This is a genomic window from Lacticaseibacillus parakribbianus, assembly GCF_025490915.1.
In the GTDB taxonomy this organism is placed as follows: Bacteria; Bacillota; Bacilli; order Lactobacillales; family Lactobacillaceae; genus Lacticaseibacillus; species Lacticaseibacillus parakribbianus.
On record NZ_JANQBA010000007.1, the window covers coordinates 59,902 to 85,722 of the forward strand.

Here is a 25,821-nt window from a genome sequence, read left to right on the forward strand (position 1 = left end):
ACCGCGGGTGAAAACGCGCGGCGGCCTCGGTGTTCTTGCTGGTTAGTGCGGTGACGCGGCGGTCGCGACCGGCTCGGGCGCAAGTCGCGATGCCGCTTGAAACAAGCGGTACAAGCCACCGGTCAATGCCCCGCCGCAGCTACCTCGCAGTGCGAGTAGGCGGGACAAAACGCGGCCGGTGGGTGGTGGTCCACACCCTGGTGGTCGGTCCCAATCGGAGGGGACCGTTGCACGAAAACGTCGGCGTTGTTGCCTGGTTCGGCATGGCATGAGTGGGGTACTGGGAATGCTTATGTCCCGGACCGTTCCCCATAGACGGTGGCCGTGCTGCGGCTGTGATCAAAGCCGCCGCCCCGTCCTAAGATAATCATCTAGAGCTAGTGTAAACCCTGTCATTTTGGCCGTCAATTTATAAGCTCGCCCAGGCGGCTAACTGTGGCAACCGCGGTGCCACCAAAAAGGACCGCCCACTGCTGAGCGGTCCTTGCGTTGCGGCCGGTGGCAACCCGGGTCAATGTTGGTTGACATAACTTTGACCGAGCCGTTGGATCGCTCGGTTGCCAGAAGGTGGCATCACTTTGCGCAGTGGCGGGTTGCCAGCCGCCAAACTAGGTTGACATAACTTTGCCTGCCCTGATTCAGCACACGCCTCGGGCCAGTTTCACAGTGCTTGGCTTGCTCGCGGTTGACATAACTTTGACCGGCCCCGCGGTGGCCGCGCAGCGCCTACTCCCCGTCGTGCTGCTCGCACCAGACTGCCATCCCTCGCTTCAGGTCGGCGACCAGCGCCGCCTTGTCCGCGGCCGGGTCGAAGCCGCCCATGTGCTCCTGGGCGATGGCCTGAAGCTGCGCCACGGTGCAGGTCTGCCAGAACTGAACGTAGTCGTCGATTGTCTGAAACGCCGCCATGTTTTTACCTCGCTTTGCGTTAGTCGATACGCACAGTATAACGAATCGCGCAACAAGAACCAACACTTTTGCCGCCCGTCACAGCTCACCCTGCAGCACGGTCGGGCGGCCGTCGCGCAGAAACACCGGCAGCGTCTCGAGCGGCGCTTGGGCGGTGATGGTCTGACCGCCTGCATACTGCTGGCCGTCTCGCGCATCCGTCCAGCTCGCGCCGGCCGGCAGGTAAACCGCGCGGCTCGTTGCGCCCGGCGTGGTCACCGAGGCGACCAGGATGTCCGGGCCGTACAGGTACTCATCGGCGACGGTCCAGGTCGCCACGTCGGCCGGAAACGCTAGGAACAACGGCCGGATGACCGGCAGTCCCTGCGTATGTGCCGCATGCATGACCTGGCGCGAGTACGGCCGCAGCTTCTCGCGGATCAGGATGAATTTTTTCATAATTGCGTAATTGGCCTCGCCGAAGCTCCAGATTTCGTTGGCGGCACCTTCGCCCTCGGTTTCCTCGCCGCTGACCTTGTAGACCTTGGTGAACGGCTGCCGGGCCCCGTGAATGCGCATGACAGGGCAAAAGGCGCCGTACTGGAACCAGCGAATCAGAAGCTCCTGGAACGCCGGCGACGCGGCCTGGCCGCCGTGGAACCCGCCGATGTCCGTCGTCCACCAAGGAATGCCGGCGATGCCCATCTGAAGCCCCGCCACCATCTGATTGCGCAGATCCTGCCAGGTGGAATGAACGTCACCGGACCAGACCAACGCCCCGTAGCGCTGGCTACCGGCCCAGGCGCAGCGAACCAGGTTGACGGCCGGGGTCAGCGTGTCGATTGCGGTCGCCGGGGTCGCAACAGCCGGGGCTGAGGTCGCCTGAGTTGCGGCACCCGGTGTTGCGGTCGCCTGGGGTGCGGCCGGTTGGGTCGAGACCGGTTGGGTTTCAGCCGCCGCAGCGCTTGCGGCCGCCGGTGCGGCCGCCACCCGCTCCGCCGCCGCACCGCCTTGACTCGCCAGCGCGGTTTGGCCCTCCGCGAAGCCCCGTACGTACTCGCGCGGGTAGAGGTTGCCGACCTGCAGCACGGCGCCTTCGTGGTAGCGGTACAGCGCCGCGTCGTAGGTGCCGAACTCGGGCTCCGCCTCGTCCAGCCAGAACAAGTCGACGCCTTGGTCCAGGTAATTGTGCTTCACCTTGTCCCAGACGTAGCGGCGAGCCCGGGGGTTGGTCGGGTCATAGAACACGTTGTTGCCGTGGAAAATCATCTGAACATCCAGGCCACGGGTGGTCTGAACCAGCAGGCCGTTTTGGCGCATCTCCGCGTAATTTTCACTTCGCACGTCAATCTGCGGCCACACCGACACCATCAGCTTGATGCCGTATTCGTGCAGCTCGGCCGCCATCGCCGCGGGGTCCGGGAACGCGTCCGGATCGAAGCGATAGTCACCGCAGCGCGGCCAGTGGTAGTAATCGATCACCAACACGTCGATGGGGATCTGGCGCCGGTGGTACTCACGCGCCACGGCCAGGACCTCCGCCTGCGTCGCGTAGCGCAGCTTGCACTGCCAAAAGCCCAGCCCGTACTCGGGCATCTCCGGGGCCCGGCCGACCACGGCGGTGAACTGAGTCACAATCTGCGCCGGCGTGGCGCCGGCCGTCACCCAGTAGTCCAGCTGGGCGGTGCTGTCGGCTCGCCACTCGGTGGTGTTGCGCCCGAAGGAGACGGAGCCGACCGCCGGATTGTCCCAAAAGAAGCCGTAGCCTTGATCCGACAGGTAAAACGGAATCGTCACCTGCGAGTTGCGCTGCGCCAGCTCCAGGTTGCAGCCCTTGAGGTCAAAGAAGTCCTGCTGGTACTGCCCCATGCCGTACAGCCGCTCGTTTCGCGCCGACTGGAAGGTCGCCTTCAGCCGCCAGTCGCCGCCGCCCAGTGGCTGAAAGTCCCGGGCCCGGTGCATCAGGGCCCCGCCGTCGTCGGCCTCCTTGAGCAACAGCTGGCCTTGGTCATCGTAAAAGGCCAGCTGACCGCCACCGTTGTGCGTCAGGTCGACCACGGCGGTCAGCGACCCGTTTTGAATGCTGGCCCGGGTCGCCTCAATGGTCACGGTTGCGGCCCGGGTCGGCCCAAGCAACGCCGGGCTGGTCAGGTCCAGCTCGCCATTGGGTCGGCTCACCACCCGCAGGCTGTTGGCCCCCCAGGCGGTGAGGCGAACGGTTTCGGTCTGCACCCGCCACTCGAGAAAATCCGTCCCTGCTGCGAAAACTGTCATAGTCCCCTCCATCATCTCTGGCCGCGCGTTCGGCACGGTCGATCGCGTTTTCAGCCTGCGCTGACCACCGTTGTGAAGCTGTGCGGCGCCAAGGTCACCGCCACCGCCGCACCGGTCTGGATCACACGCTGGGCCTGGACGGCGGCCGCGGCGGTCCTGTTTCCGGTGCCGGTCGCGGTCTCAGCCGCGGTGCCGGTCCCGCTTCCGACCGCACCGCCCAGGCTCACCGTCACCCGCCGCTCAACTTCAAGCGGATTACTGATCACCACCACCCGGCTGCCATCCGGGTTTTCAAAGCCCAGGGCGTTGCCGGCCAGCGGTCCGGTCAGCGACAGCGCATGGGCCCCGGCCTGCACCGCATGGGCGACGTGCTTCATGACGTAGAACTCGGGGTTGTAAGAGACGGTGCCGGTGGTCGGATCCACCGAGATCATCGCATTTTGCCGCCAGCCCCAGGTGCTTTCGCCGCCGATTTCAAGCACCGCGTTCCAGTAGGTGTAGCCGGCCACCCCGTTGGTGATGTAGTGGCGCATCAGATCGAACACATACTCGGCGTAGGCCCAGGTGTTTTGGCCGTCGCCGCACTCGTTTTCCGTCTGCAGGTAATCGAGTTCGGGGTAGGCCGCCACCGTCTGCTGCAGCGCCGCCTTACCGGCCCATTGGTAGCCGACGCCGCGGATGTAGCCTCGGGCCTGAGAATCGGCCAGCACCGCGCCGGCAAAAGCGGCGTAATCCGCCGAGTTGATCGTGCCCAGCCACAGCTGCGTGTCCAACCCCGCCGCGGTCATCGCGGGGCCGAGGTAGTCGCCGATGAAAGTGGCGAGTTGTGGTCCGGACCAGACGCAGGACGGGAATTTCTGATCCGCCACCACCTCGTTTTGCACGTGCAGCTGGGCGATCGGGGCCCCGGCTTGCGCGTAGGCCTGCAGGAAGCGAACGAGGTAGTCGGCGTAGGTCTGCTGGCTGCGCGGGTCGGCCTTGAGGTGGCCGTAGTTGTACACCGCCGGGTACTTCAGCCAGGCCGGCGGCGACCACGGCGAGGCGAATAGCAACAGGTTCGGGTTGCGGCGCAGCCCCTCTTGGATGTAGGGCAACAGCCACTGGCGGTCGCGGTCGATATTAAAATGCGCCAAGGCGTAGTCGCCGCGAACGCCGTCGTGGCTGTACCAGTCGACGGCGTAATCGCTGGCCCCGACCGGCAGCCGGCCGATCTGCAGGTGCAAGTCGCCGGCCGGGTCAAACAGCGCGTCGAGCACCGCCGCTCGCGTGGTGGCGGCGAGTTTTTGCAGCGCGACCATCCCCAGCTCGTTGAAGCAGGTGCCAAAGCCCCAAAACGGCCGAGGCGATACGGCGGCGACGCCGAGCGCGGCCTGCCTGTCGTCTGCGGCCGTTACCGGCGGCGTTTGCCAAGCCGCGGTCGCGGTGGATTGAACAACTTTGAACATCTCAAACCTCCTATTGTGTGTCTTGCGCAACAGTCGCGCCCATAGCCAGCCGGTTGTCGGCCACCCCGAGCAGCGCGTGGGCCATCACCGAACAGCCGCCGAGCAGCTCGCAGTGATCAACCCCGGTGACGGCGGTCAGGGTGACCGTCGTGCGAATCGCAGTCGGCAGCAGGTTGCGCAACTCCCCCAAAAGCCGCGGCATCGCGGCCACCAAAGGGGAGTTTACCACGATTCGGGCCGGGCCAAGCACCGTGGCGAGATTAAATATGACCGCCGCCAGCCCCCGGCAAAAATCGCCAACCAAGGCGGTGACCACCGGGTTGCGAGCGGTCGCCAGCTGCGCGATGGCCGCCGTCGTGTAGGGCCCGTCACCCAGGCTTTGGGCCACCGCCTGCCGCAGCGCGAGCTCCGACGTCACCGGCTGCCCCACCAAGGGCCCCGGGCAGCCTTCGCCTGGCTGATTCGCGGCTCGGCCTGGTCGGGCCAAGACCTCACCTGACGCATCCGCAGTCCCGCCTGGCCGCGCCGAGGCTTCACCTGACGCATCCGCAGTCCCGCCTGGCCGCGCCGAGGCTTCACCTGACCGATTCGTGGTCCCGCCGGTGCGACCCGCGGCGGCGCCGCGCGGCCGGGCCAACGTGCCGACCGCCCCGGCCGTGTGGCGATAGCCGGTGTAGAGCTCACCACCGATGATGATGCCGGCGGCGACGGCGTCCGTGGTGCTGAGACACACCAGGTCCTCGCCGGCCCCGCGGCGCTGAAAATCACGCACGTAGATTGCCGCCAGGTCGGCCGCCGCGTGGAGGGACACCGGCACCCGGAAGCGCGTCGCCAAGGCGCCGACCGGATCAAGCGCCGCAAGCCCCGGAAAACCCGTGGCCACGGACCGCTCGCGGTCCACCACCGCCGGCACGGCCACGACGATGCCCAGCAGGCGCTGGTGACGCGGATACGCCGCAATCTGGGCAACAATCAGCTCGAGTACCGCCGTCGCGGCCATCCCGCTGATGGGGAACTGCGCCGTCGTCAGCACTGCGCCGTTGAGCCGCGCGAACAGCAGGTCCAGCGTCGTCTTGCCCCAGCCGACGCTGACCACGTACCCCAGGTCCCAGTTGATGGTCAAAAGCGTCGGTCGCCGCCCTCCGAGCTGGGTGCTTTGACCCTGGCCGCGCTCGCGCAACAGCCCGGCCGCCAGCAAGTCGGCCACCAGCGCCGACACGGTGGCCTTGTTGATGCCGCTGGCGCTTGCAATCTGGCTGCGTGACGTCAGCTTGCGGTTGAACACCTCGAGCAGGATGCGCTGCTCGTTTTCGGCCTGCACCCGACTTTTCACTTCCTGCATGGTCCCACCTCCAAAGGTATGGCGCTTGCGCTAATCCTCCCCGGGATAGCGCAGCCCCCACTGAGCGCGAGCGGCGTCCATCACCGCCATGGTGTCTGCCGTCCAGGCCGCGGTGGGGTTGGTGCCTGACGCGACGGCTTGCGCCAGCGCCTGCGCCTCGTAGCCCATCGCCCGACTGGTGGCCCCAGCGCTGACGGTCACCGGCTCGCCCTCGTTGGGCAGCCAGGTCGCCTGCGCCGCCCGGCCAAAGTTGATGATTTCAAATGAGCCGTCGGCAAAGGTCAGGTAGGCGCGGTTGGGCAGCCGCGCCGCCAGGCTGGTCACCAACACGGCCTGCTCGCCTTGGGCGTTGGTTAACACCAACGTGCTGGTGAGATCCACCCCGGTGACGGCCTTGGTGGCCGCAGTCGCGACCAGCTTTGGCCTGGCAGTCATGAAGCGCCGCGTCAGGCTCAGCGGGTAGATGCCCATGTCCAGCAGGCCGCCGCCGGCTCGCTGCGGGTTGTAGAAGCGGTCCTCAAGATTGACGGGCACCTGCTCGCCTAGGCTGGCCTGAACCAGCCGCAGGGGCCCCACCGCGTGAGCAGTCACAAAGTCTTCGATGGCCCGGTACAGCGGCATGTGGTAAATCGTCTGCGCCTCCATCAGCACCAGCCCCTTCTTAACGGCCAGCGCGGTCAGCGCCGCCAGCTGGCGGCCGTTGAGCGTGATCGGTTTTTCGCACAGCACGTGCTTGCCGGCCTCAAGCGCCAGCCGGATGTCGGCGGCGTGAAAATCATGGGTGGTCGCGATGTACACCACATCGATGGCCGGATCGGCGCATAGCGTCCGGTAGCTGTCGTACACGTGCGGCACGGCCAGGTCCTTGGCAAAGGCGACCGCCCGTTCAGGCGCCGACGCGGCACAGCCGTACAGGGTCTGACCGGCGGGAAACTGCGCCACGAACTCACGGGCGATCCGCCCCAGGCCGATGATGCCCCAGCGTAAATTTGGCATAAGCTCCTCCTTAATGCTTTTTGATTCAAACAAACAGGGCCCGTGACGATATCACCACAGGCCCTGCAACCCGCCGGTGGTCAGGCCGCCGGGCTCACCTGCTTGCTCAACTCGGCCAGGTGACGGAACCGCTTGTGCAGAATGTGGAAGGTTCCGGCCAGCTGCGCCGTGATGAACACCGGCAGCAAGAACGCCGGTAGGAAGCGAAAGACCACGTAGAAGCCGACCAGAAAGGCCAGGATCGCCGCCAGCTGCACCGGGCTGGTCAGGGTGACCAGGTAGGCCTGCAGGATGTAGCGCGACTTCGGCAGGTCGAAGTAGGCATAAAGCGCCAACAGCGTCTGGAAGCTGATCACGCTGATCACGATCACCACGTCCAGCACGTACCGGAAGAACACGGTGACCGGGTCGCTCAGCAACGTGGTCATCCGAAACTCCAGGTACAACAACGCCGCAATCCCCAGGACCTGAAGCCCCAGCAGGTTGGCCGACCAGAAATTGGCCCGGTACCGCTCAACGTACAGCTTGACCATGAAGCGGAACTTGAAGTACGAGTCGAAGTCGCGGTGGAACTTGCGGTACAGCGACATCGCACTGAGAATGGCCGGGAAAAAGCCCAGCACCACCCCGCCGGCCAGGATCCCAACCAAGGTCAAGACGTTGAGCACCAGCAAGTTCAGGTAGTAACTGCAAAACCGATAGACAAAAGCTGCCATAATCTCACCCTTCCGGATCCGCTTGTGATCCACGATTGCGATAGTGTCACGAGCCGTCACGCCTGGCGCGGCGGCAATCAGGTCGCCGCAGCGCCGCATGGGTTCGGTCACACACCCCGAACCCCACAGGCACCGTCACGCGCCTGTGGCGACGCTGGCTTCGGCGACCGCGATTGCGCTTGGTCACAACCCAGACCACACGCAACCCGTGCCGACGTCGCCGGCGTAGACTGCGATCAACCCTTCACGGAACCCAGCATGATCCCTTTTTCGAAGTACTTGGCCGTGATCGGGTACAGCACCAGGATCGGCAGCGTCGAGATCACGATCGAGGCGTACTTGATGGCCTCCTTGGACTGGCTGATCGTGTCCATCGTGTTGGTCGTCAGAAGCTGACTGTTGTTGGCCAGCGTCTGGTTTTGAATCAGGATTTCGCGCAGGATCAGCTGCAACGGGAACAGGCTGCGGTTGGACAGGTAGATCATCGCATCGAAGTAACTGTTCCAGCGGCCCAGCCCGTAGAACATCGTCATGACGGCGATGATCGGCGTCGACAGCGGCAGCACGATTTTGATTAAGAGCTGCATGTCCGACGCGCCGTCCAGGTAGGCACTTTCCTCAAGCTCGGTGGGAATGCTCTGGACGAAGTAGGTCCGCATGATGATCATGTTGTAGACGCTGATCGCGCCCGGAATCACCATCACCCACACGGTATTGACGATGCCCAGCATCTGGTTGAGCAAGTAGGAGGGAATCAGGCCGCCGGAGAAGAACATGGTGAAGGTGAAGAAGAAGGTCAGTGGCCCCTTCCCCTTCAGCTCGCGCCGCGACAGCGGGTAGGCGGCCAGCGTGGTCATCACCAGGTTGACCAAGGTCCCCAACACGGTGTAGATCACCGAGTTGCGCATCCCGGTCCAGATGTCCTTGTTGGTGAAAATCATCTTGTACCCTTCGAGGTTGAAGCCCTGCGGCACCAGCAGCAGAGGGGTCTTGAAGATCTCGCGGGGGTTACTGAACGACGCCATGACCACGAACCACAGCGGATACAGCAGAAGCAGCGTGATGATGGCGACCAGGATCACGTTCACCACATCGAAGGTGCGGTCGGCCTTGGTCTCGGCTTTTACTTTCAGGTTTACCATAAGCTCGTGTCACCTACCTTCTTGGCAATCTGGTTGACGGCGATCAGCACGACGAAGTTGACAATGTTGTTGAACAGGCCGATCGCGGTTGAGAAGCTGAAGTCCGAGCCGACGACCCCCAGCTTGTAGACGTAGGTCGAAATCACTTCCGACACCGGCAGGTTCATGTCGTTTTGCATCAGCAGGATCTTCTGGAAGTCGGCGCCGAGCACCCCGCCGGCGGCCAGGATCGAGTTGATCACGATGGTCGGCTTGATCGAAGGCAGCGTGATGTGCCAGATGGTCTGCATCTTGGTCGCGCCATCGAGGTAGGCCGCCTCGTACTGGTCTTGGGGAATGCCGGACATGGCCGCGGTGTAAATCAGGGTCCCCCAACCAACCCCTTGCCAGACGCCGGACCAGACGTACACATGCGGAAAGATGCTGGTCGAGCCCATGAAGTCGACCTTGTGCATGTGGAAAAAGCTCAAAACGGTGTTAAACACCCCGTCGACCGGGGACGTGAAGAACAGCACCATCCCCACGACAACGACGACGGAGATGAAGTTTGGCACGTAAGAAATGGTTTGGCTGATGGCCTTGAACCGCTTGTTTTTCAGCTCGTTGAACATCACCGCCAAGATGATCGGCAGTGGAATGCCGACCACCAGGCTGTACAGGCTGAGCCGCAGGGTGTTGATCAGCGTTTCCATGAAGTAGTTGGACTGGAAGTAGCGGGTGAACTGCGCCATGCCGACCCAGGGGCTCTTGAAGACCCCGAGTACCGGTGAGTAATTCTTGAACGCGATCACGATCCCGTACATTGGACCGTAACAGAAGATCAAGAAGTAGATGACCGGCAGAATCAGCATGATGTACAGCCACGGGTGTTTGAACCGCGGCATCAGCCGTCTTTTGGTATTGGTGTTCGTCATGTCTTTGACTCCTTTTCGATTTGGGACTTGCCACGCGGCGGATAAGCGAAGGCGAAACGTCCCATGGTGACCATGAACCGTTCCGCCTCCTGCTCGATATGGAAATTAACGCGCCTTCATGTAGCGATCGTACTGAGTCTGCTTAATCTTCATATACTTGTCCGCACCAAGCTTCTTGATCTGCTTGACGTAGGCATCCCAACCGGAGTCGATGTCGGTCTTGCCGGTGACAAAATCAACACGCGCCTGGGTGACGTACTTGCCAATGTCGTTCATGATCGGCGTCACGGTGTCCGCCTCTTCCTGAGTCGTTGGCAGGTCGCCGACCAGTTTGCCGATGAACTTGTGGGAGTGCGTTGCCGGGCTCGCCCACTGCCAGTACTGGTCCAGCGTCATCTTACGTGCGTTAGCCACTTGCTGGAACGTTGGTTCAACGTATGGGTAGCCGCCGCCGTAGACGTTGTCGACCCACTGGAAGGCACCCAGCTGAATACCGTCCTTGTAGTCCAGAATCTTCTTGTCGTAAACAATCTTGCCGTTTTCAATGTTGTAGGTGACCCCCTTCTTACCGAAGGCGCCGAGGATAATCCCCTTTTCACCGTACATGTAGTCCATCCACTTGACCAACCGGGCCGGGTTCTTGCAGGCGCTGGTGACCATGAAGGCCGATGGGCCGGCCACCATCGGGTAGTAAACCGCAGTGGACTTGTCGCCGGCAGGGCCCTTCAGCCCAGTAATGCCGACGTAATCTGTGGATTTGGCACCGAACTGCGCCGGGCCAGACTCGGTGTAGGCGCCGACGATGCCGTCGGTGCCGTCGGCCAGCCACTTTTCCTTGGTCACGTTGCCGAAGGTCTGCTGGTTGATCAGGCCTTCTTTGTACAGGTCACGCTCGTACTTCAGCACTTCCTTGTACTTCGGGTCGGTGACGGTCATCTTGACCTTCTTACCGTTGTTGCTCAGGTAAAAGAGCGCGGAGGTGGAGAAGTCGCCGGCGTTGGTCAGGCCGTAAGCGCCCATAATCTGGCGGTCCAGCGTGTTGCTGAAGCTGTTGGTCGTGTCGTTGTACCAGCCCTGCTCGTCCTTTTTGCCGTTGCCGTTCGGGTCCTTAGTGACAAAATCCTTCAGAACCGTCTTGAATTCCTTCAGGTTGGTCGGCGCCTTCAGCCCCAGCTTGTCCATCCACTTCTTATTGAAGTAAATCTTCTTCGTGTTGTCTTCCAGGTTCAGGTAAGGCATCGCGTAGATGTGGCCATCGGGCTGCGTCAGCGCCGCCTTGATGTCCGGGTACTTGTCGAACAGCTTCTGCAGGTTCGGCGCGTCTTTTTTGATCAGCTTTTCCAGCGGAATGAACAGGCCCTGGCCACCGTACTTGGCCAGCTCCGTGTTGGAGAAGTTCATGCCGTAGTAGGCGTCCGGCTGGTCCTTGGAGGCCAGCAGCACGTTCTTCTTGTCGGCCAGCGAGGCGTCGGTGATTTCTTCAAAATCAACCTTCACCCCGGACTGCTTGTAGCGTTCCTTCCACATCCACAGCTTGTTGGCATCCGGCCGCACGTCTTGGAACCCGCGCCGCACGATGTGGTAAGCCGCGTCCTTGCCGCTGCTTTCCTTGGACTTGCTGCCACCGCAACCCACTAAGATCAAGCTCGAAAGGATCGCCGCGGAAATGAACCAAAGCTTCTTACTTTTGATCATTATGTTTTCCCCTTTATTCACCGTAGTCTTCTACCGATAAAGCCTCTAAAGCAAACGTGCCTTCATACCCCTTGATGCTGATCTGGTTCACCTTCCCTGGGCGAATCGTGACCGTGTAATTCGAGAAGCCGTCGAAGTTATCGAGGGCCCCGGAGAACGGCAGGTTCAAAAGCGTCTCGAACTTGCCATTCACAAACAGCTGCAGCTTGGCCAACTTGGCCGGCGTCGCGTAGTGGAAGCCGAGGTTGACCCGGCCGGTGGCAAAACCGTCCACGGCGTCAAAGGTCACAACCTGTTCGGCGCGGTCGATCGGTTCGGTGGCCAGGTCCTGGTAGTTGCCGGCAAACGGGCGAGCCGCCACGCCGGTCAGCTCGGCTTCGTTGAGCCCGTAGGCCTGCAGCTGGCCGAGCGGGGTCGGCGCTGCATCCGCCAGCGGCAGCCGGCCGTTGCGGCTTTGCACCACCAGGCGCATCGTGCCGTCCTCGTTGAACTCGACCGGATCGACGCAGATGGAGCGCAGCACGCCTTCCTGAGACAGGTCGTCGGAGTGGTAAAATGCGTACCACTGGCCCTTGTACTCGACCACCGAGCCGTGGCTGGTCTCGCAGTTGGTCGGCGCCAGGTACGGCCCCATCGCCTGCCACGGCCCCAGCGGGTTGTCACTCATCGCGTAGCACAGGTGGTTGTTGCCCGAGTGGTTGTCCGAGTAGGTCAGGTAGTAGATGCCGTTGCGCTTGAACGTCCATGACGCCTCGTGGAAGTCGCCGAGCCCCTCCATCGGCACCAGCGGGGTCTTGAGCGAGTGCATGTCGTCGTTCAAAACCGCCGCCATGCAGTGACCACCGCCGCCGTAGTAGAAGTACGGGGTGTTGTCGTCGTCGACGAACACGGCCGGGTCGATCATCGCAAAGCCGCCGACCCCTTCGATGTAGCCGAGGTCTGCGAACCCTTGCGTCGGGCTCGTGCTGCTTGCCACGCCGATCTTCCACGAGTCGTTCCAAGCCTCTTCGCTTGGGTGCGGGTAGAAGAAGTAGTAGTGGCCGTTGCGGTAGGCGCAGTCCGGCGCCCACATAAAGCCGCCGCTGGGCCGGCCCCAAGGCGACTTGGATGAGTCGAACAGCTCACCCTCGTCGCGCCAGTTGACCATGTCCGTGGTCGAAAACGCGTGGTACTTATCCATGAAGTCGCAGCCCTGCGCCGGATCGATGTCGCGGGACGGGTAGACGTACAGCCTACCGTCGTTCCACACATGCGCCGACGGGTCGGCGGTGAAAATGCTTTGAACAAATGGGTTGATCGAATAGGATCTGTGACGTCGCTTCGCCAAGTTGTCCAAGAAGTTTCGCTCCCTTCAAAATAATGGCATTAGGTCCAAAAGGATTGAGTGCGACATCGCGCCGAACAGTCTATACCAAACGCCGTGCGTTCGGATGTGAAGCGCTCTCAAACACCTTCGCTCGTAAGATACCACAATATTTAAAGGTCGTCTACATTGTCTGTATATTTGTAACATTTCAACACGCCGTTTGTTTGTGTCGCCCAACCATACCGTTAAGTTGACAATCTTTCGCTTTGGGCCTGGCTTCGGCGCTGATCGCCGACCAAAAGCAACGTACCGGTGCCGGTTAGGTTGGTAAAATAATTTTACGAAGTCACCTCGTGTTCGCCATCGCGTTCCAAGCTCGTGACATGTTCCGAATTGGGTTACAGGTCGCAACCCCTGATGTGACGGCGTTTCAAACGGTCATGCCAAAACGGTGCCCGTTTTCATCTGCAACTTTCAAAAAATGGCATTGAACCGTTTGTATTATTTGTTATAATGTATGCGAGCTCTCTGGCAGGCGATCCGCACCGCGGGTAGACCAGTGGGCCTTGTTGCGCCGTGCCGTTCGCGGCCGCGCCACCACACCGCACCAACCAATTCAAATTCCTACGTGAGGGATAGCCAATGCCAAAGAAAGACCCGATTTATGTCACCATCGCCGACCACCTCAAGTCCCAGATCAGGGACGGCACCTACCGTCCCGGCGACCAGCTGCCAACGGAAAAGGAGCTGGTCGATCGCTTCTCGGTTTCCCGCGTCACCGCTCGCAAGAGCCTAGACGCGCTGGAAGGCGAGGGGCTGATCGAGCGCTTCGCCGGTCGCGGCACTTTCGTCAAAACCGCCGGTGAGGATTCCGACGGCACCGCCCCGATCACCCACCACAGCGTGATCGGCGTCGTGCTACCCGAAATCACCCCTTGCTTTGGGACCCACCTACTTTTTGAGACCTCACAAATTGCTCAGGACAATGACCTGCGCCTTTTTTACATGGGGACAAGAGACGACCAGTACCGCGAGGCGCAGATTATCCGCGAGTGCAAAGAATACCCGGTCGACGGCCTGATCATCTGGCCGGTCCCCGGGAAATTCATCAGTTCCGAAATTCTGAAGATGATTCTCAGCGACTTTCCGGTGGTGCTGCTCGACCGGTACGTCCAAGACGCCAACGCCAACTTCGTTTCAACCGACAACAAGGCGGCGACGCGACTACTCTTAGACCACCTAATCAACATTGGGCACCGAACAATTGCCGTGGCGCAGGGCGAAGTCGGCAATGACTCGTCGCTGCGGGACCGCGTGCTGACCGCACAGTTGTACCTGTCCAACTACACGGATGACACCAACACTAATTATCTCGGTGGCACCCTGACCCTGCCGACCTTTGACTTTAAAGACCCGACCGACATCGCCGAAAAAAAGCGCCAGTTCCTGCCGAAACTACGCGCATTCATCGCAACCAATCCTAACGTAACGGCGTTCTTCATCGCCGAGTATTATCCGGCGACCTTCTTGTACATGTGCCTGACGGACCTTGGCTATCGTGTGCCTGACGACTTCTCCATCGCCTGCTTTGACTCACCGGACTACTATTTGGAGCAAACGCCACGCTTCACGCACATTCACCAACGCGAGCAGGCACTTAGCCAAGCCGCCGTCACAACCCTTAAAGAGGCGATGGCCAATCATGACAAGCGCTATCGCCAATTAGTCGATGTCGACTTGGTTGTTGGCGACACGACCGGAGCCCCGCGTTCATAGGTTACGTCACGATTCGTTTCGACCCTGACGCGTCAAACAGCAGACTATAGTTCTGCCGATCTTCTTGGCTTTTCGCTCTAGCGAAGGCTTGCCTAAGGAGGCACTCATGATCTCAGATGCTCAAGCACGGCAAAAGGCGCAGGCGCTGGTGGCCCAGATGACCCCGGCCGAAATGATTGCGCAGCTCGAATACGACGCCCCGGCGATTCCGCGGCTGCACCTGCCGGCCTTCAATTACTGGAGCGAGGCGCTGCACGGCGTGGCCCGGGCCGGCACCGCGACCGTTTTTCCCCAGGCGATTGGGCTTTCGGCGATGTTCGACCCGGCGACGCTGGCCAAAATCGGCGCCGCCGTCGGCACGGAGGTTCGCGCCAAGCACAACGACGCCGTGTCACACGGCGACTTCGGGATTTACAAGGGGCTGACGGTGTGGTCGCCCAACGTCAACATTTTCCGCGACCCGCGCTGGGGCCGCGGCCACGAGACCTACGGCGAGGACCCCTACTTGACGGCGAAAAACGCGGTCGCTTACATCCACGGCCTGCAGGGCGACGGCCCCTACCTGCGCGTCGCCGCCTGCGCCAAGCATTTCGCCGTTCACAGCGGCCCCGAGGCGCTGCGCCACGAGTTCGACGCGCGGCCGACGCCCAAGGACCTGACCGAAACCTACCTGCCGGCCTTCAAGGCGGCGGTGCAGGAGGGCCACGTCGAAAGCGTGATGGCGGCCTACAACGCCGTCGCCGGGGTGCCGGCGCCGGTCAACGCCACGCTGTTGACCGAGACCCTGCGCCAAAAATGGGGCTTTGACGGCCACGTCGTCTCCGACTTCGGCGCCGAGGAGGATGTTTGTGCGACGCATCACTACACGACCAGCGACGCCCAAAGCATCGCCCAGGCGCTGCAGGCGGGGTGCGACCTCTGCGCCGGCCACCTGGCGCCGGCGCTTTCCCAGGCACTGGCCGCCGGGCTGGTCGACCAGGCCACGATCACGCGAGCCGCGGAGCGGGTTTTGACCACGCGGATGCGGCTGGGCCTGTTCGCCGAAGACGACCCCTACGCCGAGATCGATTACGCCGAAAACGACACCCCCGCTCACCACGCCCTGGCGCTCGAGGCCGCGGCCAAGAGCTTCGTGCTGCTGAAAAACGCGGGGCAGCTGCCGCTGTCGCTGGCGTCTTTGACCAGCGTGGCCGTCGTCGGGCCAACCGCCGACAGCACCCGGGTCCTTGAGGGCAACTACAACGGCACCGCCTCCAACCGCACCACCATTTTGGCCGGGCTGCGGCAGGTGCTACCGGCAGGCGTCCGGCTTAACTACGCCGAGGGCTGCCACCTGTTTTTGGACCGCACCGAGCCCCTGGCCGAGCCCGCTGACCGCCTGGTCGAGGCCGTCAGCGCCGCGGAACACAGCGACCTCACGATTGCGTGTCTGGGCATGGACGCGACCATCGAAGGCGAGCAGGGTGACGCTGGCAACGCCGAGGCGGCCGGCGACCGGCGCGACTTGGCGCTGCCCGGTCGCCAGCAGCAGTTGCTCGCGCAACTGCTCGCGGTCGGCAAGCCGGTCGTGTTGATTCTGACGGCCGGCTCGGCCGTCACGCTCGGTGGCTTGGAGACCCATCCCAACCTGACGGCCATTCTCGACGTCTGGTACCCGGGGGCGCTGGGTGGCCAGGCCGTCGCCGACGTGCTTTTGGGCAGGCATTGCCCCACCGGCAAGCTGCCGATCACGTTTTACCAAAGCACGGCGGAGCTGCCGGCCTTCACGGATTACGCGATGGCCAAGCGAACCTACCGCTACATGCCCCAAGCCGCGCTGTTCCCGTTCGGCTACGGCCTCACTTACGGCCACATGACGCTGGCAGACGCCGGCGTTCGTTGGCTGACCGCAGACCGCGAGGCGGCCGTGGCGGTCCAGGTTCACAATCCGGAGCCGTATCCGGTGACCGAGGTGGTGCAGGTTTACCTCCGGGCCAACCATCCGGACGCGACCCCGCATCCCCGGCTCGCCGCCTTCCAGCGCGTCACCGTGGCGCCGATGCAGACGCAGCGGGTGACGCTGACCGTGGGGGCGGACGCGCTGTGCGTGGTCGATGCCCAAGGCGGCACCCACCTGCCCGACACCGACTACGACGTGTACGTCGGCTTCGGCCAGCCGGACGCGCGAACGGCCGCGCTGACCGGCCAGCAGGCGCTGCACGTGACACTGAGCAAGTAGAATACGCCAAAAAACGAGCGAACGCCCGTGGTCGGTTGACCGCGGCGTTCGCCCGTTTTTACGTTGTGAATGACTAGGCATCGTTTACTTGCTGCGGTGCCGCCGCCACGCCGTCACCAGCGCCCAAATGGCCGCGGCCGCGAGCATCGCCTCGCCCAGCGGCACGGTGAAGAAGAACGGCTCATGCACCAGGCCGTTCTTGGCCACGTAGGAGAACTGCGCCCCGATCAGCGGCAGTGCGATGCCCGCCAGCACCAGGATCAGCGGTCCCAGGTAACGCTTCATCGTTGCTCACCCCCTCCCTGCCAGTTTACCAGCTGGGTGCGAGCCGGTGGCTTCAGTTTTGGTTAAGTCTGGCCCAGATGCCGGCGTTGACCACCGCCTCGAAGTCCGGCTCGACTAGGCAAGCGACGTGATGCGCCGCCAGCGCGGTCGTCAGCGGCTGGCCGAAGTACGTGAAGCTCTTGGCAATCTGACCGCCGAGCACCAGCGCTTGTGGTGCAAAATCCTTCACAAATGGCGCCACGGCCTGGGCCACCACCTGGCCAAACGCCGTGAAGGTCGCCCGGGCCGCCTCGTCGCCGGCCGCCGCCAGTGCCGCCAGCTGGGCCCCGCTGTAGGCCACGCCGGTGTGGCACTTGGCCAGCCGCGTCAGCCCTCGCGCCGACACGTAATCGTCGACGATGCCGGCGCGAAACGGGGTGTCATACAGCCAGCCGTGCGGCGGCACTCCGGCCCCGGTGGTCACCAGCCGGCGGTTCGCCACGAAGGCCGAGCCGGCGCCGGTGCCGATGGCCAGGCACATGAAGCGTTCGCAGTCTCGCGCCACGCCACCGCGCGTTTCACCCAGCCCAAATGCGGCGATGTCGTGAATGTAGGCGAACCGCGCGTGGGTGAGCCAAGGCAGCGTCCGGGCCGCGGCGTGTTGAATCGCCGGCGTCAGCGGCATGCCGTACAGCGCGTCGTACTTGCCAAGTCCCCGCATCAGGCTGACGCCGCCTGCGTAATCGAAGGGCCCGGGAAAGGCGAGGCCGACGCCGGCCAGCGCATCCCCCGCCGCGGCCGCGGTGATGATGCTGACAAAATTAGCCACAATGGTTGCCGCCGACTCGGTCGCCTTGGCCGGGTAGTGCCTGGCCGGACCCACCGGCCGACCGGCGGCGGTCACCCGCGTCGCTTTGATCTCGGTGCCGCCGACGTCCAGCAGTAATTGATCTGGCATGTTTCCTCCTTCTCAAGCCGCAGCGCTTGCGTCGTGGTGTTTTTGACAAGACGGGATTCCCGGCCGCCTTGGCTCACGGCCGCACCGTGGCGACCAGCACCGCGCAGGTCTTATCCAGCGGGGTCAAGCGAAAATCCCCGGCGGCGGCCGGAACAATGAAGGTCTCGCCGTAATGAACCTGGTACGGCGCAAAGGCGTCGCGCGTCGACGACACGATGGCGCCGGTGCCTTCGACGACGTTGGCCATGTGGACGCTGCCGTTAGCGGCCACCACCGCACCGGCGCGGGTCTTGAGCCAGTAGCGCGTGGTCTGGATGAACTCCTGGGTCGCCAGGCCGGTGGTTTCCTTTTTCACATTCGGAGTGTCTTGCTCAACGTGGACCTGATCGATCAGGTTGGCGTTGACGTAAGCCTCGCGCCGGTTCCAGGCGATCACCTGCTCGCCGTCTTCGATGTGAACCGGCCGCGGCCGGCCGTCCAGGCCCAGGCGGCCCCAGTCCCAAAGCTTGAAGGTGAACAGGTACGGCGTGGCGCTGATTTCAAGCACCACGGTGTCTTTGCCGGAACAGTGAACCGTGCCGGCGGGAATCAGGAAGTGGTCGTGCGGCTGCACCGGCCACTTGGCGACGTAGCGGTCGGCGTCAAAGGGCGCCGTCCCGGCGTCGGCGGCTTGCAAGGCGCTGATCATGGCAGCCGGGTCTGTGGTGTTTTTCACACCCAGGTAGACCGTTGCGCCGGGCTTGGCAGCCATGATGTAGTAGCTTTCGTCCTGCGTGTAAGGCATGCCGTAGTGGTCCCTGATGTACTGGGTGGTCGGGTGAACCTGCAGCGACAGGTTCTGGCCGCCCATGGTGTCGAGAAAATCAAAGCGGATCGGGAACTCGGCGCCAAAGCGGCTGTAAACCCGCGTTCCCAGCAGCCGCTCGGCCTGATCCAGCACCAAATCCATCGCCGGCAGCTCCAGCGTGACATCGCCGAAGGTCAAAAGCAGGCTGTTCTCCTCCGGCACCCCGTCGAAGGCCCATGCGTAGTTCGGCACATCACCAGGCAGTTCGAACTGCTCGCGCGTCCACTGGCCGCCCCAGACGCCGGGCGCGAAGTACGGCTTGAGCCGAAACGGGGTTTGCGCGAGCTGGCGCAGCCCGGCTCGCAGCCCGGCACCGGCGACCAGGCGCGGTGCGTCGGCGATTGTGGTGTCGATCACGGCATCGAGGCGCGACAGCAGCTTTGCCTTTTGCCGGTCGGCCATGCGCCACTCGACGAAGTACCCCTGCTTGACTTTGCGCAACTGATCGCCTTGTCCGTTGGCCGACTTCCAGTTCGGGCTGCCGGCCTCATAGCGCAGCTGGGCCTCCCAGCGCGGCAAATCGCAGTAAACCAGCACCGAATAGTCACACACGAGGCTGGCGCCGACGCCGTAAACCACGGTGACCGGGGCGGTGCTGGTCGCAATGGCCTGCCGCATCGCCGCGGTTTTGGCTGGGTCGTACGCGTCCTGCAGGGTCAGCGTGTTCATGATGCCAAACACGCGGTCATCTGTGAGAAACGGCGCAATCAGCCGCTGATAAGCGGCGTCCGTGATGCAGCTCGCCTCACTCGCCACCAGCTCGGCGTCGAGCGTGGCCAGGGCCGCCGCCAGCTCGGCCTGGCGAACCCCGGGGTAGCACTCCACGGCCACGACCACGTGGCCACTGGCGCTGGCCGCGGCGGCGGTGGCGGTGGCGTCAGTCGCCGGGTCGCTACCCGTCGCGTCCGAACCGGTCGGCGAATTGCCGGATTCGGCCGTTGAACCGGTCGCGGTCACGCCCGTTGCCGCGGCGTCAATCAGCGCCTGCAGCCGCGCCACCACGGCCGGCCAGCCGGCCACCGCCGCGAAGCCCGGCACCCGCTGCACCGGAAATTTATCGTAAGTCATGCCCTGCCCCTTTCTCGAAGCGATAGAAGGTCCACACGTCCTGGTTCAGCGCCGCTGCCTGCGTGAAGGCCTGCGCAAGCGTGGATTTTGCGAAAGGCTGCACACTGTAATGGAACTGGTAGAAGCCGCCGAGGTCGGCCTTGAAGTTGGTTTCCCAGAAGTTGTTCATCAGCCACGAGTAGACGGGGTCGGTGTTGCTGGCGCCTTCGCCCATCAGCCGAATCGGGTGAGCGGCCAGGTCGCCCAGCGTGACCAGCGGTGCGTCCTGGCTGGCCACCACCCAGTTGTCTTGGCCCTCAAAGACCACGCCGTTTTGCGTCGCGTAAAAATCGATGCAGGTTCCCGGCAGTTGGTCGATGCGCGGCCGCACGATGGCACCGGTTTTGTCCAGGGCAACCTGCGAAGCCGCAAACGGCAGCGCCAGGTAGACGTTTTCCGGTCGCCACTCGCTGAGCTTGTGGAACCGCACGTCGACGTCGACCTTGGGACTCAGCTTGTAGGCGGTCAGAATCACGGCGCAGTCCTGCAGCCCCGCGGCCAGCCGGTACCCCAGCTGCACCCGCGTGTAAAGCGGCCCGTTCTCAAGCACCTTCACGTCATTGAGCTGCCCGACCGACCGCTGAGTGCGAAACGCCTTGCGGTTGCGGCCGAGGTTGCGCCGCACGGACTGGTAGTTGTCGCCCAGCTCAAGCGGCGTCACCTCGTAGACCGGCGTGAACGCCCCTAGCTCGCCGGGCTTGAGGCGCTCTTCACCCGTTGTCTTATCCAGCCAGCTCGTGATACCGGCGCCTGCCTGCCAACTGATCTTGTAAAAATCGTTCTCCAAGCCGTCAACGGTGGCGGTGCCGCCGGCGGCCAGCTCTGCGGCACGCCGCCAAGCCAAGTCGTCGACGCCGTCCAGGCCGATGGGCTGGCGCATCCCGGCCGAAAACGGCCGCGGTGCCGGCACCTCGCGCAATGAGAAGTGCTTCTCTTCACGTGCCGCCAGGTCCAGCCAGATGCACAGCTCGTAGCCGCGCGAGTAGTGGCTGATCTGGAATGGCACGGGCTGGCCGGTCGCCTGGTCGATCACCTCGAAATGCTCGTGGCCGAACCACACCTCCAGGTCCTGCTTGAGCATGGTCCGAATCGGGAAGTCGTGCGGGTTCACGGCCCGAAACGTAATTTCCTTGCTCAAAGACAGCGGCGTTTCGCCGTGCTGCTGCTGGATGCGTTCGCGAATCTTGGTCGCCGCCTCGGCGGCCTTGAGCGCATACAGCCGCTTCCACTGGTCGAGGTTGTTGACCTGCGGGTGGAAGGGCTCGGTGATCGAGCTGGAGTAACCCCAAGTGTGTTCGGCGTAAAACATCAGGTTGTCCCGGGCCGTGTCGTACCACTCCTGCGGCGCCAGCTCGTGTTTGGGGTCGAGCTTTTCGGCCACCGCGTAGTCGCGGGCCGCGTGGCGGTACTGAATCACATCGGCCGGGGTGGAGCCGATGCCATCGGCCCACCAGTCGGTCCAATCGCCGCGGTAAGTGGGAATCGGCACAGTGCTTGCTCGCACTTGGTCAAAGAATTCATCGAGTGTGACCATGCGCAACTGAATGTCGCCGCCGAGTGCGTTGTAGCGGTCGATGAAGTGCAGAATTTTCAGCGTCGCCGGCGAATTATCGGTCATCAACCCGCTGAGGCTGATCGGGACAAAATCGTAGGCGTAACCCTGTTCCGTGAGCGTCTGCACGTAATTTTGAATGCGTTCGCACGAGCGGTCGAACAGCGACAGCTTGGTGTCGTTCAGGCCGTCTTGGAGGGTGTACTCGAAGGTCGCCGCCTCGGAAATTCCCAGCTCATTTCCCAGGTTATAATGCTCGCCGTTCCACGCCAGAATGCGCTGACCGCTGGCCCCTTCCCACCAAAACGGCGCCTGCTTGCGCAGCGGGTGGTAGCCGTGGTGAGTGTGCAGGCAAGACATCAGGTTGGTGACGCCGGCCTTGGCCAGGCCTTCCACCATGCCCCACGAGTAACCGTTGATGTCCGAGGTCAACGCGCTTTTGGCCGGAATGTGCAACGCGTCGCGCTGGCGGCGTGTCTTTGCCATCACCTCATCGAACACCTGCGCCGAGACCAGCTCCGTCAGGTTCAGGTAGCTGCCGGAGAGGCCGATGTTGCCAGCCTGCACCGCCTTGACGAAGGCCGCCTGCTCCTGGGGCGTCGCCTCCTTCAAAAACTGCTCGACCGGCCAGTAGGTCTCGCAGTTCCACTTGAAGCGCGGCTCCTGGGCGATCAGGTCCAGAACCTCCTTGATGAAGCCGATGTGATGGGCCCGCATTTTCTCCTGCGTGTCCGTGTAGCCGACATCGGTGTGTGAGTAGTGCAAAACGTCGATTGTGAACGTCATGGTAAACTCTCCTTTGTGTTTAAAATCGCAAATCGTTATGATGAAAGTAACAAAATCACAGGGGGAAATGCGATGCCTGATCTCAATGCCAACATGCCGCTGTACCAGCAGGTGGCCGCCGATTTTCGGCGTCAAATCGCAAGCGGCCGGTGGCCGGAGCGATCCGCCCTGCCGACGGAGGAGGCGCTGGCGGCGCAGTATGCGGTCAGTCGCATCACGATTCGCAAGGCGATCGCCGCGCTGCTTCAGGAACAGCTTTTGACCAAGGTACCGGGCCACGCGCCGCGGGTGGCCAACGCCCGGACCCAGCCGGCGCCGAACCAGACGCTGATTCGGCCGCAGCAGCTGGCCATCGACGAGGTGTTCGAGGACCACAAGCAGCAACAGGCCGACCTGACCCGCGTCCTGGCCGACCTGCGCTGTGCGGAGATGCTCGCGCTGCCCCTGGGGGCCCCAGTCACCCTTTTGTCGCGACGCGTGTTTGACAACGAGGGCCTGGTCGCGGTGTTCAAGACCTACTTCGTGGCGCCGGCGCTGGCCACCGCCGATATCAGCCGCTTCATTCAGACCAAGAAGTCCTTTTATGATTTCCTCGCCCGGCACGGCATCGAACCGGTGGTGCAGCGCGAGGTGATCACCGCCGTGCCGGGCGGCACCGACGCCTTCGCCGGGCAAAAGGCCGCACCGCTGTTGCGCCGCGAACGCCTGGTGGCCGCGGCCGCGGCCGACTACCGCGAGTACAGCGACTGCTACTACGCCGCCGACCGCTACCGCTTCGTGCTGGACTTCACGCACTGAGGTGGTGCGGCAGACCGTCGCGGCTCAACGCTGTGACGCGGTGAGCGAGGGCGACCGGCACCCGGACACGGCGGTTCGCCCCGATTGCAGCGGTGAGGCCTCGCGGTGCTGCGGCGAGGCCACGCAGTCAGCGCGGCGCCTGAATGGCGCCGCGGCGCGAATCCGGCTAGTCCTCGTTCGTGATTAAGGTCACCACGCCGAGGTTTTCGGCCACCAGCGCCGCATGGGCATCCGCCAGCGACTCGGTGCGTGACTGGGTGAACAGATCGAAGCCGAACTCGTAGAAGCCGGACAGGTCGACCTTGAAATTCGTTTCCCAGAAGTTGTTCATGACCCAGGCGTATAGCGGCGCCTGGTTTTTCTTTGCCGTCTGCGGCCCGGCGAGCTGAATCAGGTGTGGATCGAGGTCGCCCAACGTGACCAGCGGCGTGTCCTTCAGGCACAGACCCAGCATGTGGCCGCTCGGCTGGCGGTACAGCAGTCCGGAATTGAGCAGGAAAAAGTCGGTGTTGGTGCCGGGCAGCTGATCGATGGCCGGCCGGAACAGGCGGTCGCCTTTTTCGGCATACAGGTCGCCTTGCGCCGCAAACGGCAGCGAGACGTACAGGTTTTCCGGTGCCCACTCGTTGTTTTTCTGAACGCGAACCGTCGCCTCAATCTTCGGCAGGTGCTTGTAAAACTTGAGCTGGACGCTGTACAGCTGGGTGCCGGCCAGCGCGTAATCCAGCGCGATGGTCTGGAACACGGCGCCGTCTGCGACGTTGCGAATGTCCGTCAGCCGGGCAAAATCGCGCCGCACCCCTTTGCCCTTGCGGTTGCGACCCATGCGCCGGCGTTCTTGGCACGGGTCGGTTTTGACCGGGGTGACCTCGTAGATGCCGGCAAACAGCGGCGCCTCCGCCTCCCGCAGCAGGTTCTTGCCGGTCGCCTTGTCGATTAGCGTCTTGATGCCGCGGGTTTCGTCCAGCAGGCAGAGAAAAGCGTCGGTCGTAATCGTCAGTTCGTTGGGCTTGCCGGGGTAGGCGATGTCTTGCACCCCTTCGGCGCCTTGCACGAAGTTGACGTAGTGGTAGTCGGCTGTTTCGTGATTCACATCACCCAACCGCAGCCCGAGCCGCTTTTCCTCGTGCGGCGCCAGGCTCACCACGACCTCGACTTCGTAATCGGAGGCGGCCGGCGTCACCTGGCGGGGGTAAACCGTCCCGGTGGCGAGGTCGTAAGCCTCGATGTACGGCACATCCGCGGCACTCAGGCGCTTGCCGCCAAGCGTCTCCCAGTAGGCCAGGGCCAGGGTGACCGGCGCCGTGACGTTGCGGTCGTGCGGGTTGACCACCTTGTAGGTCTTGTTTCGCGCAACCCGCGGCCAGACGCGGCCGAATCTCGCGGCGGTCAGCTTGTTCAGGTAGGTGTTCACCGTCATGCCGGCGGTCACGGCGTAGTTGGCCTTGCGGTACTCGAGCTCGTTGACCATCGTCGCCCAGGGTTCGGACACCGAGGAGTGGTAGCCCCAGGTGTGTTCGGCAAAAAGCATCAGCTGGCTTTCGGCCGTGGCCAGGGCGGCCGGGTCGGGCGTTGCGGTGGCGCCGGTGGCCGCATCCGTGGTCGGCACGTCTGTCGCCGGTGCGGCGGTGGCTGCATCCGTGGTTGGCGCGGCCGTGGCCGGTGCGGCGGTGGCTGCATCCGTGGTTGGCGCGGCCGTGGCCGCATCTGCCGTCAGTCCGTCAGTGGCCGCGTCTGCGGCCGCGGCGGCGGTGCCGGTGGTCGTCAGCCGTTCGGCCAGCTGGTACTGGCGCTGGGCGGCGCGGTAAATCTTGGTGGCACCGGGGGTCGAGCCGACCCCGTCGGCCCACCAGTCGTTCCAATCGCCGCGGTAGGCCGGCAGGTCGGCAACGGCCGTCTGCTCGCGCAGCATCGCAAAGAAGCCGGTGACGCCGATCATTTTGACCTGAATCTCCGAGCCGTACTGCGCGTTCCACTCGGCGATGCGGTCGACCACCGCCTCGTTGGGGCCGGCATTGTCCGTCGACATGCCCGAAATCATCACCGGGGCAAAATCGTACGGGTAGCCTTCCTGGGCAAGTGCATCAAAGTACTTGTTGATGCGCGTGTGTGCCACTTCACGCCACTCGCTATCCGGGGTCCCTGAGAACTGATCCTTAATCGAGTAGCTGCCCGGTGCGTCGGGCATCATGCCCAGCTCGTTGCCGATCTGGTAATGCTCACCGTTCCACACCAGAAGCCGCCGGCCGTCTTGGGTTTCCCACCAAAAGGCCGTCTGATTCTTGAACAACGGGTACAGGCCGTGGTGGCCGTGAATGCAGGTGAACAGGTTCTCGATGCCATTGTTCAGCAGTTTATCTGCGTAGGCCCATGCGAAGCCGTTCACATCCGCCGTCATGGCCGAATCCAGTTGCCGCCGCAGCCGCTTGGCGAACCGCCGGCCCCGGGCCAGGCTGTGATCCAGCGCGGTCGCGTCGACCAGCTCGGTCATGTTGAGGTAATTCAGCGACATATCGATGTGCCCAGCCTCGACCCCGGCCAAAAACGCGGCTTGCTCCGCCGGCGTCGCCTCGTGCCAGAAGTTTTGCACCTGCCAGAAATTTTCACAGGTCCAGACGAACTCGTCGGCGCGACCCTTGGCCTCAAGGTCGGCGATAATCGCCAGCACCTGGCGAATGTAGTCGACGTGGTACGCCGCGATGTCTTCCTGACGGGCGGTGTAGCCGATGTCAGTGTGCGAATGATTGATCAAGTACAGTGTCTTCATATGAATGCCTCCGCAATCGGTTTCATTAGC

The 25,821-nt window shown here is 63.2% G+C and carries 18 protein-coding genes; 3 read left to right on the forward strand and 15 right to left on the reverse strand.

Going from position 1 to position 25,821, the window contains the following annotated elements:
• Positions 1-726: 726 nt before the first annotated feature.
• The 10 genes from NUH19_RS07550 to NUH19_RS07595 all read right to left on the reverse strand — a co-directional run bounded on the left by NUH19_RS07550 (position 727) and on the right by NUH19_RS07595 (position 12,748).
• Complete coding sequence (locus tag NUH19_RS07550; protein WP_262315947.1) at positions 727-909, reverse strand: hypothetical protein; 183 nt, start codon at positions 907-909, stop codon at positions 727-729.
• Positions 910-987: 78 nt separating this feature from the next.
• Complete coding sequence (locus tag NUH19_RS07555) at positions 988-3,162, reverse strand: glycoside hydrolase family 31 protein (protein WP_262315948.1); 2,175 nt, start codon at positions 3,160-3,162, stop codon at positions 988-990.
• 50 nt (positions 3,163-3,212) lie between these two features.
• The gene (locus tag NUH19_RS07560; protein WP_262315949.1) at positions 3,213-4,607 is read right to left on the reverse strand and encodes a glycoside hydrolase family 30 protein; all 1,395 of its coding nucleotides are present in this window, start codon (positions 4,605-4,607) and stop codon (positions 3,213-3,215) included.
• A gap of 10 nt (positions 4,608-4,617) precedes the next feature.
• Complete coding sequence (locus NUH19_RS07565; RefSeq protein ID WP_262315950.1) at positions 4,618-5,949, reverse strand: ROK family transcriptional regulator; 1,332 nt, start codon at positions 5,947-5,949, stop codon at positions 4,618-4,620.
• A 30-nt stretch (positions 5,950-5,979) separates the two neighbouring features.
• On the reverse strand, positions 5,980-6,945 hold the full coding sequence (locus NUH19_RS07570) for a Gfo/Idh/MocA family protein (protein ID WP_262315951.1): 966 nt from the start codon (positions 6,943-6,945) through the stop codon (positions 5,980-5,982).
• Positions 6,946-7,025: 80 nt separating this feature from the next.
• Complete coding sequence (locus NUH19_RS07575) at positions 7,026-7,661, reverse strand: DUF624 domain-containing protein (RefSeq protein ID WP_262315952.1); 636 nt, start codon at positions 7,659-7,661, stop codon at positions 7,026-7,028.
• Positions 7,662-7,897: 236 nt separating this feature from the next.
• Complete coding sequence (locus NUH19_RS07580; RefSeq protein WP_262315953.1) at positions 7,898-8,803, reverse strand: carbohydrate ABC transporter permease; 906 nt, start codon at positions 8,801-8,803, stop codon at positions 7,898-7,900.
• A complete protein-coding gene (locus NUH19_RS07585) occupies positions 8,797-9,717 on the reverse strand; it encodes an ABC transporter permease (RefSeq protein ID WP_262315954.1) in 921 nt (306 codons plus the stop codon). Before NUH19_RS07585 ends, NUH19_RS07580 begins: the two co-directional genes overlap by 7 nt.
• A 105-nt stretch (positions 9,718-9,822) precedes the next feature.
• Entirely contained in the window at positions 9,823-11,412 is a 1,590-nt protein-coding gene (locus NUH19_RS07590; RefSeq protein ID WP_262315955.1) for a type 2 periplasmic-binding domain-containing protein, read from the reverse strand.
• Positions 11,413-11,425: 13 nt separating this feature from the next.
• The gene (locus NUH19_RS07595; RefSeq protein WP_262315956.1) at positions 11,426-12,748 is read right to left on the reverse strand and encodes a family 43 glycosylhydrolase; all 1,323 of its coding nucleotides are present in this window, start codon (positions 12,746-12,748) and stop codon (positions 11,426-11,428) included.
• Between the two features lie 612 nt (positions 12,749-13,360).
• Here NUH19_RS07595 and NUH19_RS07600 point away from each other — a divergent pair.
• Together NUH19_RS07600 and NUH19_RS07605 are read left to right on the forward strand one after the other, a co-directional pair.
• The gene (locus NUH19_RS07600; protein ID WP_262315957.1) at positions 13,361-14,494 is read left to right on the forward strand and encodes a GntR family transcriptional regulator; all 1,134 of its coding nucleotides are present in this window, start codon (positions 13,361-13,363) and stop codon (positions 14,492-14,494) included.
• 106 nt (positions 14,495-14,600) lie between these two features.
• A complete protein-coding gene (locus NUH19_RS07605; RefSeq protein WP_262315958.1) occupies positions 14,601-16,712 on the forward strand; it encodes a glycoside hydrolase family 3 protein in 2,112 nt (703 codons plus the stop codon).
• An 84-nt stretch (positions 16,713-16,796) separates the two neighbouring features.
• Here NUH19_RS07605 and NUH19_RS07610 read toward each other — a convergent pair whose 3' ends face one another.
• From NUH19_RS07610 to NUH19_RS07625, 4 genes are all read right to left on the reverse strand, one after another.
• Entirely contained in the window at positions 16,797-16,997 is a 201-nt protein-coding gene (locus NUH19_RS07610) for a DUF3955 domain-containing protein (protein ID WP_262315959.1), read from the reverse strand.
• 52 nt (positions 16,998-17,049) lie between these two features.
• Positions 17,050-17,934, reverse strand: coding sequence for an ROK family protein (locus tag NUH19_RS07615; protein WP_262315960.1), 885 nt, complete (start codon positions 17,932-17,934; stop codon positions 17,050-17,052).
• A gap of 73 nt (positions 17,935-18,007) precedes the next feature.
• A complete protein-coding gene (locus NUH19_RS07620) occupies positions 18,008-19,849 on the reverse strand; it encodes a class I mannose-6-phosphate isomerase (RefSeq protein WP_262315961.1) in 1,842 nt (613 codons plus the stop codon).
• Positions 19,836-22,226 (reverse strand): glycoside hydrolase family 38 N-terminal domain-containing protein, encoded by a 2,391-nt coding sequence (locus NUH19_RS07625; protein ID WP_262315962.1) that lies wholly within the window; start codon positions 22,224-22,226, stop codon positions 19,836-19,838. Before NUH19_RS07625 ends, NUH19_RS07620 begins: the two co-directional genes overlap by 14 nt.
• 72 nt (positions 22,227-22,298) lie before the next feature.
• Here NUH19_RS07625 and NUH19_RS07630 point away from each other — a divergent pair, with 72 nt between their 5' ends.
• Positions 22,299-23,024, forward strand: coding sequence for a GntR family transcriptional regulator (locus tag NUH19_RS07630; protein WP_262315963.1), 726 nt, complete (start codon positions 22,299-22,301; stop codon positions 23,022-23,024).
• Positions 23,025-23,190: 166 nt separating this feature from the next.
• On the opposite strand, the gene NUH19_RS07635 is transcribed toward NUH19_RS07630, so the two are convergent.
• Positions 23,191-25,791 (reverse strand): glycoside hydrolase family 38 N-terminal domain-containing protein, encoded by a 2,601-nt coding sequence (locus NUH19_RS07635; protein WP_262315964.1) that lies wholly within the window; start codon positions 25,789-25,791, stop codon positions 23,191-23,193.
• Between the last annotated feature and the right edge of the window lie 30 nt (positions 25,792-25,821).